We start from the raw sequence: 14,981 nt of genomic DNA on the forward strand, positions 1-14,981 counted from the left end.
CCTGCCGTCTGCTACAACCTTAAACAAGCTCATAGCCCGGTTACGCGCTCAAGATCTGATCGATTCATCATATCTCTGGCTCCGGAAGGTGCTCCATGAGGTCGATCCGCCTGCTGCCCGTCGCCGTGCTGCTGGGTGCCGCGCTCACCGTCCCCGTCACCTCGCCCGCGCTGGCCGCCCCGGGTGACGCCGCGTTCTCCCCCGCGACCGGCCGCCTCGACGTCGACTACGCCGGCTACCTGGCCAAGCACGACATCGTCTACAACCGGCCGAACACCAACCCGGACTACGGCTTGACCGTCGGGAACGGCCGCACCGGGGCGATGGTCTGGCAGGCGGGCGGCCTGACCATGCAGGTGTCGAACGTCGACGCGTCGCAGCAGACCGCGTTCGGGGCCGGCCTGGTCAACCTGGCCACCACCCCGGCGATGGACTCCGGTTACAGCACCTACCAGCAGCGGCTGTCCCTCTACAACGGGACGCTGACGACGAAGTACGACGCCAACCGGACCGTCACGATCATGGGCCAGCCCGGTTCCGAGGTCATGGGCATCCACGTCGACGACACCCGCGGCGGCGTGAGCAGCGTGACCCTCGAACTGTCGCTGTGGGACGTCGCGAACCTGGCCAACAGCGGCGACGTGCCCGACATCAGCACCTGGCGGCAGGTGTCGAGCTACGCCGACGCCAGTGGCGCCGGGATCAGCCGCGGCCAGGCCGACCCGCAGAAGTTCGGCTACACCCTCGCGGCCACCGTCGAAGGCGCGAACTACAGCGCCTCCGTCGTGAACAACAGCCGCGTGCGCCTCACCATCACGCCCACTTCGAGCTACACCGTGTGGTTCACGGCGAGCACCCGGCTCAACGCCGCCGGCAACAACTCCGTCAACCAGGCGAAAACCGCGCTCAACGCGGTCAAGGCCACCGGCTACCCGAGCACCTACACGGCCTACCGGAATTGGTGGCACAGCTTCTGGAGCAAGTCCTTCGTGCAGTACGGCGGGCTCGGCGGCGACGCCGACTACCTCGAGAACGTCTACTACCTTTCGACGTACCTGATCGCCGCCGGCGGCTACGGCAACTACCCGTACCACTTCATCAACGGCGTCTTCCGCGCGACCGGCGACCAGACTAAGTGGAGCAACGCCTACTGGTACTGGAACCAGCGCGACGTCTACAACTCTTTCCTAGCCTCGAACCACGTCGACCTGATGAACACCTTCGACAACCTCTACAGCCGCAACTACACCGCGCTGAAGTCCTACACCCAGACCCGGTACGGCGTCGACGGCTTGTGGGTGCCGGAAACCATGGGCTGGGACGGCAACGCGCGCGGCACGGTCGGCAGCGACTACACCAAGAACATCCTCTCCACCGGCTACGAAGCCGCGTACAACATGTACCTGCAGTACCGCTACACCAACGACGACAACTACCTGCGCACCGTCGCGTACCCGTTCATCCGGGAAACGGCGAAGTTCTACTCCCGGATGCTTTCCGTCGACGGCAACGGCAAGTACTACATGGCCAATTCGAACGCGCACGAGACGTATTGGAACGTCCCGAACGCCATCACCGACCTCGCCGCCGTGCGCAGCATCTTCCCCATCGCCATCCAGGTTTCCCAGCAGCTCGGCGCCGACGCGAGCCTGCGCTCCGAGTGGCAGCGCGTCCTCGCCAACCTCGTCGCCTACCCGCAGCAGAACGGCGCGTACCAGCCGCACCAGCCACCACTGGCCCAGACGCGCAACAACGAGAATGTCGCCTCGGAGCTGATCTGGCCCTACAACGTCACCGGCATCGGCGCCCCCGACTACCAGACCGCCCTGAACGCCTGGAACAGCCGGCCGTTCCCCTACGGCAACGTCTGGGCCAACGACGCCGTGCAGGCCGCGCGCCTCGGGCTCGGCGACCAGACCTTCGACGGCGTGAAGCGGATGCTGCGGCAGTACCAGAACTACCCCAACGGGTTCACCAGCAACACCAACGGCGTCTTCGAGTACCACGGCGTCAACCTCTCCGCGATGAACGAGGCCCTGCTGCAGTCGTACAACGACAAGATCCGCGTCTTCCCGGCCGTGCCTGGAAACTCCTCGTTCGTCGGGAAGTTCACGCTGCTGGCGAAGAACGGCTTCCTCGTCAGCGCCGAGCGCGAGGCCAACGAGACGAAGTACGTCGGCCTGCGCAGCCAGTGGGGCGCCACCGCCCACGTCGTCAACCCCTGGAGCGGGCAGCAGGTGCGCGTGCGGCGCGCGTCGGACAACACGATCCTCCTGACCACCACCGACGCGGAGTTCGAGTTCCCCACGGCCGGCGGCACCACCTACGTCGTCGAGCGCACCGCGAAGCCGCTGACCTCGTACGCGACGACCCGGCTGACCGGCAGCCCGAACCAGGGCGCCAAAGCCTTGAGCGGCACCGCTTCCACCTTGGGCCTCAACGCCGGCGGCGGCGGTCTGGTCAACGACACCGAAGCCGGCTACGACAGCAACTGGTTCGCCACCACCAACCGCGGTTACGGCGACTACAACGACGACACGCACCACTCGACCGTCGTCGGCGCCACGGCGAACTACTCCTTCACCGGCACCGGAATCCAGTACCTCTCCGAACGCAACGGCGACATGGGCACCGTCGACGTCTACCTCGACAACACCTTCCAGGCGACCGTGGACCTGCACGCCGACGGCGCCCGGCAGGTGCAGCAGGTGGTCTGGCAGAAGAGCGGGCTGAGCGCGGCGCAGCACACCGTCCGGATCGTCAACCGCAGCACGTCCGTCGGCATGATCGACGCTTTTCGCGTCACCGCTTAGGCACTTTATCGAGTCCACAATGGACTCTCGTGGTGAGCGGGGACCGGCACCGTTGGGCCGGATGGGTGGCCACCGCACACCATCGGTCACCACCCGCCACCACCGGCTCCTTCGCGAATCCGCGCTCCCGGCGGCCGCGGCCGGAGGAATCGGCAGCGTCCCGCCGGTCGGCCACAGTGATTCGTAGAATTACGCCGCGCACAGCGAAGATCAATTCATGATCGTCGATCAAGAATACGCACCGCCATTCTGGTGAAATCCCGGTTTTGGGGCGCACCAACGCATTGCCACGCGGTTCACAGGTCCCTACAGTCACCTGCCTGACTCCGGGAATTATTCACCCGGCTTCTTTGGATTCGGTACATCAACCATCATCTCCGTCAAGGAGCAGGTCTTGTTTGGAATCGCCAGGAGCAGCCGGGATCGCGCTCTTCGCGCCACCCTCGCCCTCGCGGCCGCCACCGTCGTCACACTCGTCACCGGCTGCGGGGCACTCGGTTCGACCGATTCGAAAGCCTCTGCGGGCACCGGCCTGGAGAAGACGACACTGAAGGTCTCGATCCTGCCCACCACGGACCTCGGGCCGTTCTGGCTGGCCCAGGACAGCGGCTTCTTCAAGGACGAGGGCCTCGACGTCCAGTCCGTGGTCGCCGCCAGCGGGCAGGCCTCGCTGACCAAAGCGATCTCGGGTGAGGCCGACATCGCGTTCTCGACCTATCCGCCGTTCTTCATCGCGAAGAGCACCGGCGCCGCCGACATGGAACTGGTCGCCGACGCGACGTCGGTCAACGCCAAGACCAACGCGATCGTCACGGTGCCGAATTCGCCGGTGAAAACGATCTTCGACCTGGCGGGCAGCAAGATCGCCATCACGGCCAAGAACACCGCGTCGGATCTGCTCACCCGCTCGGTGATGCAGGACCACGGCGTGGACTTCGGCAAGGTGAAATGGGTGCTGATCCCGCTGCCGAACATCGCGGCGGCGTTGCAGCAGGGCGAGGCCGACGCGGCGTACCTGCCGGAGCCCTACATCACGCAGGCCGCCAAGACGGCCGGCGCGATCCCGGTGATCGACATCAACACCGGCGCGACCCAGGACTTCCCGCTGACCGGCTTCGGCGCGACGAAGAAGTGGGTGCGGGAGAACCCGAAGACGCTGGCCGCGTTCCAGCGGGCGATGCAGAAGGCCACCCACGAGGCCACCAACGACCGCGCCAAGGTCGAGCCGCTGCTGGTGCGGTTCGCCAAGATCGACGAGGACACGGCCAAGCTGCTCACCTTGCCGGGCTACGGCTCGAGCCTGGACTCACGGCGGCTGCAGCGGGTGCCGGACCTGCTGCTGCAGCTGGGCGCCATCCCGTCGCCGATCGACGTGAACACGATGCTCGGGCCGCAGCCGGGCAAGTGACGCGGGCCGCTCCGCCCGGGGCGATCTTCGTGGCAGGATGGCCGGGTGCCGCCCGAACCCGTTGTGGACCTGCGTGATCCGGCCATCCTCGATGACCCCTTGTCCGGCTACGACCGCATCCTCGCCGAGTCACCGGTCTGCTGGGCCCGGCTGCCGGGCGGCGAGGAGGGCTGGCTGGTCACCCGGAGCGACGACGTCCGCGCCGTGCTCTCCGACCCGGCCGTGCGCAACGATCCCACCGGCTTGCCGGGGGCGGGTGCCCAGACGCAGGAGCAGGCGTTCCTCGCGCTGGGCACGCCCCCGGAACACCTGCCCTACCTGCGGGCGAGCCTGCTCAGCCTGGACGGTGCCGAGCACACCCGGCTGCGCCGCAGCATCAGCCACGCCTTCGGCGCGGCCCAGGTCGCCACGCTGCGGCCCCGGGTGCAGGAGATCGTCGACGAGCTGCTCGACGGCTTCGCCGCGGCGGAGACGGTGAACCTGCTCGACGAGTACGCCTACCCGCTGGCCATGGCCGTGGTCTGCGAACTGGTCGGGGTCCCCGAAGCCGACTGGGCGGACTGGTGGCGCTGGGGCAAGGTGCTGGTCGGCGGCGACCCGGCGCAGATCACGCCGACGCTGGGCGAGATGTTCGCTTTCTGCCACGCCCTGGTCGACCGGCGCCGCGCCGAACCGCGTGACGACCTGATCAGCCAGGTCGTCGCCAAGGACGACCTGACCGACGTCGACGCCGTGGCCGTCCTGGTGTTCCTCGTGCTCGCCGGGCACGAAACCATGGCGCACATGCTGTCCAACGCGGCGCTCGCCCTGATGCGCGACCCCGCCCAGCGGGAGCTGCTGCGCGCCGAGCCCGAGCTCTGGCCGGCCGCGGTGCGCGAGCTGGTGCGCACCGACGGCCCGGTGCAGCTCGCCCGGCTGCGCTACGCCGCGACCGACCTCGAGGTCGGCGGCGTGCGGATCAGCGCGGGTGACGCGGTGCAGGCGGTGCTCGGGGCGGCCAACCGCGATCCCGCGCAGTTCGCCCACCCCCACGACACCGACGTGCGGTGGCAGGCCCTCTACGGCGGCCGCGAGGGCAGCGTCGGATTCGGCTGGGGGCCGCACTTCTGCCTCGGCGTCGCGCTGGCGAAGCTGGAGGCCGAGGTCGCGCTGAGCACCCTGTTCGCCCGCTTCCCCGAGGTGTCCCCGGTGACCGAGCCGGCGTGGGTGCCGTTGCCGCGCGGCCGCCACCGCGTCAACCTGGACGTCCGCCTGCGCTGACCGTCGCTACGCCCGCGCGTAGAAGCCGACCGGCATCGTCACCTCGGCGCTCGACGCCCCGCACTCGAGCATCCACAGCGCCGCGGCGGGCCCGAGGTCCCGGCCCAGTGCGCCGAGCGCGTCCGGATCGGGGGCGACCGCGCGCGCCTGCGCCACCCCGCGCGTGAACGCGTCCGGGTCCCAGCCGTCCGGGACGGCGTCGCCGAGGCAGCGCGCTCCCTTGGTCATCGCGGTCAGCGTCGCGGCCGGCAGCGGGTCGGTGACGCCGAGCAGGCCGTGGGTGCGTTCCCCGGCCAGCACCCCCATCCAGCGCGAGGTTTCCGGCGTCGGGCTCGGTCCGGTCCAGCGGGGGCGCGCGTCCATGTCCGGGAGGCTCGTGGGGACGCCGGACACGGCCCAGCGGCCGGCCCACTCGACGGCCAGGCCCGGGGCGCTGCGGGTGGCGGGGTTGTGGAAGCGGGCCATGTCCCACCGGGTGCCGACCGCGACGGCGGCGAGGTCGCGGTGCGGCCAGACCCGCGCCTCCCACCAGAAGCCCCACGGGAACGCCGCGGTGTGGCCCCACCACCAGTCGTCGCCCAGCGCCGGGTCGGCGAGCTCGAGCGTCAGGCCGGAGAACGACGGGGCACCGTGGCTGGGCCGGGCGACCCGCGGCGTCACCATGGCCGCGAGCGACTCCGGCCGGACGAGTCCGCGGTCGCCGCGGGCGGTGCGCAGCAAGGACTGCAGCAGCCGCCCGGCGTCCGCGGCGCTGGTGTGCATCCCGACGCCCGGGTAGGCCGAGGTGCGCAGCGGCGGGCTCGGCACGCACCAGTCGCCGAAGGCCATGTACCCGGTCGCCCGGTCGGTGCCGCGGCCCGGCGCGCCGGTCGCCCACGGGTTCCGCGTGCCGTCGTCGACGCTCGTGCCGGTCATCCCGGCCGGGGCGAAGACGTCCCGGTGGACGCGCGCGCCGTAGGCGTCCCCGGTCAGGTGCTCGAGCGCACCGCCCAGCACGCCGACGCCGAAGCTGGAGTACGAGTAGGGCCCCGGCGTCGTCACCAGCGGCAGCGCCCCGCCGTACTCGACGGCGCGCCCGGCTTCGTGGCGACGGCGGACGTAGTCGAGGACGGGTTCGGCCGGCGCCTCGAACGCCGTGGCCGTGACGATGTCGTTGTAGTAGCCGCCCTGGTGGGCCGCCAGCATGGCCGTGGTGACGGGCGCCGCGCCGGGGCCGCGCAGCCCCGCGGGCAGCAGCGCGTCGATCGGTGTGTCCAGGCCGACCTCGCCCGCTTCGACCAGCTGCATGAAGGCCAGTCCGGTGACGGGCTTCGTGAGCGACCCCGCCGGCGCCACGGTCTCGGCGGTCATCGGCGCGCCCGCGGCCAGGTCCGCGAACCCGGTCGCGGCCGTGCGCAGCTCGCTGCTCGTCGCCACCGCGACGGCGACCCCGGGCGTGCCGGTGACCGCCGCCAGCCGCGGCAGGACGGTGTCGAGCGCCGTCATCACATCGTCGAGCATGATCCTCCTCGTCAGGCCGCCAAGGATGCCCTAGTCGCGGCCCGTCCGGAAGGTGATCATCCGGCGCGCTTCCCCGCGGTGAAGTGGGGCAGGACCATCTCCACCAGGGCCGCCACGTCGTTGTCCGCCATGGGTTCGCCGGTCATGCCCATGCGGTGGAGCAGGGTGCCGACGACGACGTCGATGAAGAACAGGACCCGGTTCTCCGGCTCATCGAGGGCGTCCTGGAGCGCCTCGCGGTACGGGTCCTGCAGGCGGGCGGCCAGGATCTCGCGCAGGGCCGGGTCGCTGACGGCGTCGCTGAACACGCCCGCGAACGCGTCGCCCACCCCGGGCTCGGCGATCTTCGCCGCGATCCAGCGGATCGACGACGCCATCAGCTCCACCCGGCCCCCGCCCGTCAGGGGCAGCGGGCCGAACGCGTCCAGGAGGCAGTCCACGATCAGCTCGCCCTTCGAGGGCCAGCGGCGGTAGATCGTCGTCTTGGCGACGCCGGCCGCGGTGGCGATGCGCTCCACCGTGGCCGCCGCGTAGCCGAGGGTGTGGACCGTGCTCAAGGTGGCCGCGAAGACCACCTCGTTGACGCCGGTGCGGGGGCGGCCGGGGGGCCGGGCGGAACTCATGGCCGGACGATACCGGTTTTCGCTACCCTTGGTATCGATACCTGAGGTAGCGTAATTGGCGAAGCGAGGAGAAGCGCATGAGCGAAACCACGATGGCCCAGCGGCCGCCCGAGCCGGACTGGTCGGCCATCACCGACGAGGAGCTGGTCGGCTACCGCGAGGCGGAGAACCGCGTCCGGGCGTCCGCGGCGGCGCGGGTGATCACCGGGGAGCCGGATCCCGGCGCCGCGATCGCGTGGCGGGAGCTGGCGCTGCCCGGCCGCGACCTGCCGGTCCGGGTGCACCGGCCGGCCGACGGGAACGACGTCCTGCCGCTCGTGCTCCACGTGCACGGCGGCGGCTTCGTGGGCACGGCGGCGCAGTGCGACTGGGTCACCAGCCACGTCGCCGCCCGGCTGCCCGCGGTCGTCGTCTCCGTCGAGCACCGGCTCCTCGACGCCGCCACGCCGCTCGCGGCGGCCGTCGACGACGGCTGGGACGCGTTGCGGCACCTGCTGGACCACGCCGGGCAGTGGGGTGTCGACCCGGCGCGGACCGCCGTCTTCGGCGAGAGCTGCGGCGCCTTGATCTGCGCGCTGGCCGCGATCCGGGCCGAGGACGCCGGCCTGCCGCTGCGGGCGCAGGTGCTGGTCAACCCCGCCGTCGACGCGACCGCCACGATGTTCGACTACCCGTCGGCCACCGAGTACGCCGTCAGCCCGACGCTCACCACCGGGCAGCTGCGGCTGTTCCAGCGGCTCGCCGTGCCGCCGGGCGCCGACGCCCGTGCGGTTTCCCCGCTGTACGCCGAGGATCTCGACGGACTGGCGCCGGCGCTCGTGGTGGTGCCGACCGACGACCCGGTGGCCGACCACGGCCGTAGTTACGCTGGCCGGCTGCGCGCGGCCGGGACTTCCGTGCGGCTCAGCGAATACCCCGGCGCCGGGCACGCGTTCCTCAGCATGCCGGGCGTGGCGCCGCAGGCCGGGGCCGCGCGGGCGGAGATCCTCGAGTTCCTCCGCACCGCCCTCGACGCGGGAGCGGACCGATGACCCGCACCGAACGCGGCGTGTTGGCCACTCCGGTCGCCGTATCGGCCACTCCGGGCACTGCGGTGGCCGTCGGCAGGCGCTCGGCCGTTCACGAACGGACAGTACGGTGACCGGAAGCGCCGACACGGCGACCGGAGCGGCCAACACGGCATTGTCAGACACGCGCTAACGCCGTGCGGCGGCCCACGCGGCGTCGGCGTCGGCGAGGGTGGGGTGGGCCGGGAAGAAGTCCGCCAGGCCGATGAGCCGCAGGCTGCGCTGCAGCTGGCCGGGCACGGCGACCAGCGCGATCCCGGCGTCGGCCGCGAGGGCCAGGTTGCGGGCCGCCAGGAGGGCGGAAATGCCGCTGGAGTCGCAGAACGTCAACGCCGACAGGTCGACGACCAGGTGCTCGCCGCGGTTCAGGGTCAGCGCCTGGATCGCGGCGAGGGCGTCGGGCGAGGTGGCGGCGTCCAGCTCGCCGGCGAACTCGAGCACCGTCCCCGTGGCGGAGCGGCGGGTGGCGGTGGTGAAGCCGGCGGTCACGGCCGGGTCCGGGCGGGGATGCTCAGGGCCAGCAGGGCGGTGTCGTCCTCGACGCCGTCGCCGAAGCCGGTGAGCAGGGCCGTCAGCGCCGCGATCAGCGCCGGGGCCGTCGTCGACGCGCGCGCGGTGAGGAACTCCAGCAGCTGCTCTTCGCTGTAGCGGTCCCGGCCGGCCGCGGTGCGGGCTTCGGTGAGGCCGTCGCTGTAGAGCAGCAGCGTGTCGCCGGGGGCCAGGTGCAGGCCGATCCTGGTGAACCGGGCGTTCGGCACCGCGCCGACGAGCATGCCGCCCGGGGTGTCGAGGAACTCGGTGGTGCCGTCGGCGCGGACCAGGATCGCCGGCGGGTGGCCGCCGCTGGCCAGGGTGATCCCGTAGCCGCCGGGTTCGGGGGTGAGCGCGCCGTAGATGGCGGTGCAGTACCGCGGGTCGGCGCCGTGGAACTCCTGGTTCAGCACCGTGTTGAGGTTGGCGAGCACACCGACGGGATCGGGGTCGTAGACGGCGGCGGCCCGCAGCGTGTAGCGGGCCAGCGACGTCACCGCGGCCGCGACGGCGCCCTTGCCGGAGACGTCGCCGAGGAAGAACCCCCAGGTGTCGCCGGTGAGCGGGAACAGGTCGTAGAAGTCGCCGCCGACCTCGTCGGCCGAGGCGGGGTGGTAGTAGGCCGCCGCCTCCATGCCGGGGACGGCGGGGAGCGCGGGCGGCAGCAGCGTGCGCTGCAGGATCGCCGCCAGCTCCCGGGCCCGGTCGCGTTCCTCGTCGGCCTGCCGGCGGGCGCGCAGCAGCTCCTCTTCGTAGGCGCGGCGGTCGCGGGCGTCGAAGATCGTGCTGCGGATCAGCTGGGCGGTGCCGTCTTCGCCCTTCTTCACCGTCGAGGTGACGAGCACCGGGAGCCGGGTCCCGTCCGCGGTCCGCAGCTCCAGCGCCAGGCCGCCGGCCTCGCCGTGCATCGCCAGCATCGGCGCGATGTGCGTCTCGTGGTAGATCCGGCCGCCGACGGTCAGCAGGTCCGCGAAACGGCGTCGCCCCACCAGGTCGGCGCGCCCGTGGCCCAGCCAGCCGAGCAGGGTGGTGTTGATCTTCGCGATGGTGCCGTCCATCAACGTCGAGAGGTAGCCGCAGGGGGCGTGCTCGTAGAGGTCCTCGGCGCTGTCCTCGAGCAGGGCGCCGAACGCGGCCCCGACCGTGTCCTCGCTGCCGCCGGTGTCCCCGATTTCGCACATCACGGCGTGCCCGCGAACGCCCGGATCGCTTCGGTGGTCGCTTCGGGCGCGCTCAGCTGCGGGCAGTGCCCGATCGCGTCCAGCGTCACCAGTTCACTGCCGGCGATCCGGTCGTGGACGAACGCGCCGACCGCCGGCGGGGCGATGGCGTCCTGGGCGGTCTGGACGACCAGCGTGGGCACCGAGACGCCCGGCAGGTCGGCGCGGTTGTCGGAGAGGAACGTGGCCCGGGCGAACACCCGCGCGATCACCGGGTCGGTGCGGCAGAAGCTGTCCGTCAGCTCGCCGCCGAGCTCGGGCCGGTCCGGGTTGCCCATGATCACCGGCGCCATCGCCGCCGACCAGCCCAGGTAGTTGGCGTCGAGGGACTCGAGCAGCTCGTCGATGTCCGCCCGGCTGAACCCGCCGCGGTAGTCGCCGTCGTCGAGGTAGCACGGCGACGGCGTGAGCAGCACCAGCTTCGCGAACCGCTCCGGCGCGCGGTTCACGGCCAGCACGGCGATCATCGCCGACACCGAGTGCCCGACGAGCACCACGTCACGCAGGTCCAGCTCGGCGCAGATCTCGAGGACGTCCTCGGCGTAGGCGTCGAGGCCGGCGTACCGCTCGGCCGACCACGCCGAGAGGTCCGAGCGGCCCGCGCCGACGTGGTCGAACAGCACCACGCGGAAGCGTTCGGCCAGTGCGGGGGCGACGAGCCGCCAGAGGTTCTGGTCGCAGCCGAACCCGTGGGCGAGCAGCACCACGGGGCCGTCGGCGGGACCCGTGACGACCACGTTGTTCCTGCTGCGCGCGTCCATCGGGCCATCCTGTCAGGCGGACGCCGCCCGGCGGGTTCCGGTACCCGGCCGAGACGGTCTTCACCGGCCGGCTGTTTGACCGGCGAAGACCGTCTCGCCCCCGGCTTACCCCGCACGGGCCCCGGCGAACCGCCGGTACCCGAAAGAGTCGACCGCACCGGACCAGCGCGCCGCCGTGGTCCGTCCATTGTGGACACTTCGGCCGGTTCTGCTGCATTCGGCGGCTGACATGTCCGGTGGACAACGTTGACAGTGGATCAGCTGGTCTGCGTGGACAAGGGAGTGCGCGTGTTCCGATCACCGTCGCTGAAGCTGATCCACACCCTGGTCGCCGTCGTGACGGGCGTCGCCACGGTCACCGGCACCGCCGCCGCCCAGGACCTCAGACCCCAGCAGGTGGACCAAGCCGTCGTCCAGGACGGGCACGCGCGGTTCGAGGTGCTGACGCCGACGCTGATCCGGCTCGAATACGCGGGCGACGACCGGTTCCAGGACCTGACCACCTTCAACGCCGTCAACCGGTCCTTCCCCGCCCCGGCCTACACGACCACGGTGACCGGCGGCGTCCGCGAGATCAGGACCGCGGGCCTGACCCTGCGGTACCGGCAGAACAGCGGGCCGTTCACCCGCGACAACACGTCGGTGCTGCTCACGACGACGAACGTGACCGCCGCTCCCCTGTTCCCGTCCTACTGCGCCTTCGCCACGGCCTGCGAGGCCGAAAACGGCGTGCCGGGCGGGTCGGCGGCGACCGCCTACGACCACACCGGCAACACCGGGTCGGGCTTCCTCGCCGGCTTCACCTCGGTCGGGGCGTCGCTCGCCCAGGACGTCTCGGCGGTGCCGTCGGCCGGGCAGTACCGGCTCACCGTCCGCTACGCGAACGCCCAGGGCGGCGACGGCCAGACCACCACGCGCACGCTGTCCACCACCGTCAACGGCGCGCCCGGGCCCAAGCTTTCGCTGCCGGCGACGTCGTCGTGGAACACCTGGGCGACGGCGTCGGTGACGGTGCCGCTCAACGCCGGGACGAACGCGGTGCGCGTCGACCGCAAGTCCGGCGACTCGGGCAACGTCAACCTCGACAGCCTCGCCGTCACCACGGCCACCGGGGCCTACCCCGCCGCCGACACCTCGCTGCTCACCACGGCCTACGGCGCCGGCCCCAAGTCCGTGCTCGGCGGCTGGGACCGCTCGCTGGACAACCCGGAGGCCGTCCCGACGCCGCAGCACCCGGGCCTGCTCGACCGCGACGGCTGGTACCTGCTCGACGACACGCGCTCGGCGGTCCTCAACGCCGACCGCACCGTCACGGACCGGGCGTCGCACGGTGCGCAGCCCTACCAGGACGGCTACTTCTTCGGCTACGGCAAGGACTTCAAGCAGGGCCTGGGCGACCTCAACGCCCTCACCGGCGGCACGGCGCTGCTGCCGCGTTCCGCTTACGGCGTCTGGTTCTCCCGCTACTTCGCCTACTCCGACAACGACTACCGCACCTCGCTGCTGCCGAAGTTCCGTTCGAGCTTCACCCCGATCGACTGGCTGGTCGTCGACACCGACTGGAAGTCGCCGTCGCAGTGGAACGGCTGGAACTGGAACACCGGGCTCTTCCCGGACCCGCAAGGGTTCCTGAACTGGACGAAGCAGCAGGGCCTCGCCGTCTCGCTCAACATCCACACGTCGATCGCGGGCAACGACCCCAAGTTCGCGGCGGCGAACGCCACGGCGGGCGGCCTGATCGCCGACGGCTCGAACTACGTGTGGGACTGGTCGAACCCGGCGCACCTGCGCTCCTACTTCGACCTGCACAAGCCGTTCGACGCCCAGGGCGTCCGGACGTGGTGGCTGGACTACTGCTCCGGCTGCGGCCGGTCGACGGCGTCGGACACCGGCGTCGCGCCGGACAACTTCATCAACCAGGCCTACGCCGACCACGCGGCGGCCCAGGGCCTGCGCGGCTTCTCCTTCGGCCGCATCGGCGGCGCCGAGCAGGGCGGCATCCACAGCAGCTACCCGCTCGGCCCGTGGTCGGAGCGCCGCAACACCCTCCAGTTCACCGGCGACACCCCGCTGAGCTGGGACATGCTCGCCTACGAGGCCCACTTCACGCCGGACGAGGCGGCCGCCGGGCTCAGCAACGTCAGCCACGACATCGGCAGCTTCCACGGCGGGCACCTGCCCGACGACCTCTACGCGCGGTGGCTGCAGCTGGGCGCGTTCCAGCCGATCGACCGGCTGCACTCCGACCACGGCGACCGGCTGCCGTGGGACTACCCCGGCGCGGCGGGCGACAGCGCGGAGAAGTTCCTGCGGCTGCGCGAATCGCTGGTGCCCTACACCTACACCCTCGCCAAGCAGGCGAACCAGACCGGCGTGCCGATCACCCGGCCGCTCTACCTCAACTACCCCGACCAGGACGCGGCCTACACCCACCCGCAGGAATACCTGTACGGCGACAACGTCCTCGTCGCACCGATCACCACCGCGAGCGGCTCGGTCTCGGCGTGGATCCCGCCGGGCACCTGGACCGACTACTTCACCGGGACCGTCTACACAGGACCGTCGACGGCGACGATCACCAAGCCGCTGTCGGAGATGCCGGTGCTCGTCAAGGCGGGCGGCGTCGTGCCGCTGCGCACGAACTACGTCGACAACGCCGCCGCGCCGCTCGACCAGCTGACGCTGAACGTGACGGCGGGCGCCGACGGGAACTTCTCGCTGTACGAGGACTCCGGCGAAGGCGCCGGAGCGTCGTCGACCACCCGGTTCGGCTGGCAGGACGCCGCGAAGACGCTGACGATCGACGCGGCCGCCGGCACCTCCCCGGCCAAGGCCTACACCCTGCGGCTGGCCAATTCGGCCGCGCCGACCGCGGTTTCGGTCGACGGGCAGCGGCTGCCCGAGACGGCGTGGGCGTACAACGCGCACTCCCGCACGGTCACCGTGACGACGGCGAGCCTGCCGTCGAACGCCCGGCACACCGTCACCCTGACCGGCAGCGCCGCCGACAACCCGGCGGCGGGCCAGGTGACCGGACGCGGCGGGCTCTGCCTCGCCGTCCACGGCGGCGCGTCGGCCGACGGCACGGCGCTGGAACTGGCCGCCTGCGACCACTCGGCGGGCCAGCAGCTCACCCCGCCGAGCGGTGGTGGCACGGTGCGCGTGCTCGGCAAGTGCCTCGACCTCGCCGGCGGCTCGACGGCCGCCGGCACGCCGGTCCAGCTCTACACCTGCAACGGGACGGCCGCGCAGGCGTGGAGCCTGACCACGGCGGGCAAGCTGCTGAACGCCGGCCGGTGCCTGGCCGCCACGACGGCGGGTGACGGGATGCGCCTGGCCGACTGCGCCGACACCACCGACCAGGCCTGGCGCTTCCCGCCGGCGCCGGTCACCGGGCCGGCCGGGCTCTGCGCCGACGTCGTCGACGCCTACCCCGCGTCGGGCAGCGGGGTGCAGCTCTACGGCTGCAACGGCACCGACGCGCAGCGCTGGTCCGCGCCGGGTGACGCGTCGCTGCGGACGCTGGGGAAGTGCCTCGACGTCGTCAACGGCGGCACCGCGAACTCGACCCCGGTCCAGCTGTGGGACTGCAACGGAAGCGCCGCGCAGCAGTGGGTCGCGGGCACGGGCGGGGCGCTGCGCAACGTCGGCTCCGGGCGGTGCCTCGACGACCCGGACAACGCCGGGAAGGCCGGTGACCGGCTGCGGATCCACGACTGCAACTCCTCCGCAGCGCAACGGTTCGGTTTGGGGTCCTGACCACTGCGACGGAGGCAGGCGGGGGTTAGGATTCAGCCA

General features: G+C 71.6%; 10 protein-coding genes. 5 read left to right on the plus strand and 5 right to left on the minus strand.

Annotated elements, in window-relative coordinates; all coding sequences use genetic code 11:
- Positions 1 to 95 precede the first annotated feature (95 nt).
- From OHS58_RS26890 to OHS58_RS26900, 3 genes are all read left to right on the plus strand, one after another.
- Positions 96 to 2,813, plus strand: coding sequence for a glycosyl hydrolase family 95 catalytic domain-containing protein (locus OHS58_RS26890; protein WP_328644410.1), 2,718 nt, complete (start codon positions 96 to 98; stop codon positions 2,811 to 2,813).
- Between the two features lie 394 nt (positions 2,814 to 3,207).
- A complete protein-coding gene (locus OHS58_RS26895) occupies positions 3,208 to 4,221 on the plus strand; it encodes an ABC transporter substrate-binding protein (protein WP_328644411.1) in 1,014 nt (337 codons plus the stop codon).
- A 45-nt stretch (positions 4,222 to 4,266) separates the two neighbouring features.
- The gene (locus OHS58_RS26900) at positions 4,267 to 5,481 is read left to right on the plus strand and encodes a cytochrome P450 family protein (protein WP_328644412.1); all 1,215 of its coding nucleotides are present in this window, start codon (positions 4,267 to 4,269) and stop codon (positions 5,479 to 5,481) included.
- A gap of 6 nt (positions 5,482 to 5,487) precedes the next feature.
- Here the strand turns inward: OHS58_RS26900 and OHS58_RS26905 are convergent, their stop codons facing one another.
- Entirely contained in the window at positions 5,488 to 6,981 is a 1,494-nt protein-coding gene (locus tag OHS58_RS26905; RefSeq protein WP_328644413.1) for a serine hydrolase domain-containing protein, read from the minus strand.
- A gap of 56 nt (positions 6,982 to 7,037) precedes the next feature.
- Positions 7,038 to 7,604: a TetR/AcrR family transcriptional regulator gene (locus OHS58_RS26910; protein ID WP_328644414.1), complete on the minus strand. Its 567-nt coding sequence runs from the start codon at positions 7,602 to 7,604 to the stop codon at positions 7,038 to 7,040.
- Positions 7,605 to 7,681: 77 nt separating this feature from the next.
- On the opposite strand from OHS58_RS26910, the gene OHS58_RS26915 reads away from it, so the two are divergent.
- Positions 7,682 to 8,635 carry an alpha/beta hydrolase gene (locus tag OHS58_RS26915; RefSeq protein WP_328644415.1) on the plus strand — a complete coding sequence of 318 codons (954 nt, stop codon included), beginning with the start codon at positions 7,682 to 7,684 and terminating at the stop codon, positions 8,633 to 8,635.
- A 165-nt stretch (positions 8,636 to 8,800) separates the two neighbouring features.
- Here the strand turns inward: OHS58_RS26915 and OHS58_RS26920 are convergent, their stop codons facing one another.
- Genes OHS58_RS26920 through OHS58_RS26930 form a run of 3 tightly spaced genes read right to left on the minus strand, consistent with a single transcriptional unit; the run spans position 8,801 to position 11,183 of the window.
- Complete coding sequence (locus tag OHS58_RS26920; protein WP_326943800.1) at positions 8,801 to 9,160, minus strand: STAS domain-containing protein; 360 nt, start codon at positions 9,158 to 9,160, stop codon at positions 8,801 to 8,803.
- Positions 9,157 to 10,383: a PP2C family protein-serine/threonine phosphatase gene (locus OHS58_RS26925; RefSeq protein WP_328644416.1), complete on the minus strand. Its 1,227-nt coding sequence runs from the start codon at positions 10,381 to 10,383 to the stop codon at positions 9,157 to 9,159. Before OHS58_RS26925 ends, OHS58_RS26920 begins: the two co-directional genes overlap by 4 nt.
- The gene (locus OHS58_RS26930) at positions 10,383 to 11,183 is read right to left on the minus strand and encodes an alpha/beta fold hydrolase (RefSeq protein ID WP_326958760.1); all 801 of its coding nucleotides are present in this window, start codon (positions 11,181 to 11,183) and stop codon (positions 10,383 to 10,385) included. The genes OHS58_RS26925 and OHS58_RS26930 overlap by 1 nt, the downstream gene beginning before the upstream one ends.
- Before the next feature lie 288 nt (positions 11,184 to 11,471).
- On the opposite strand from OHS58_RS26930, the gene OHS58_RS26935 reads away from it, so the two are divergent.
- Complete coding sequence (locus OHS58_RS26935) at positions 11,472 to 14,942, plus strand: ricin-type beta-trefoil lectin domain protein (protein WP_328644417.1); 3,471 nt, start codon at positions 11,472 to 11,474, stop codon at positions 14,940 to 14,942.
- The last annotated feature ends 39 nt before the right edge of the window (positions 14,943 to 14,981 follow it).

Origin of the sequence: Amycolatopsis sp. NBC_00348, from assembly GCF_036114655.1 — a bacterium.
Taxonomy (GTDB): domain Bacteria; phylum Actinomycetota; class Actinomycetes; order Mycobacteriales; family Pseudonocardiaceae; genus Amycolatopsis.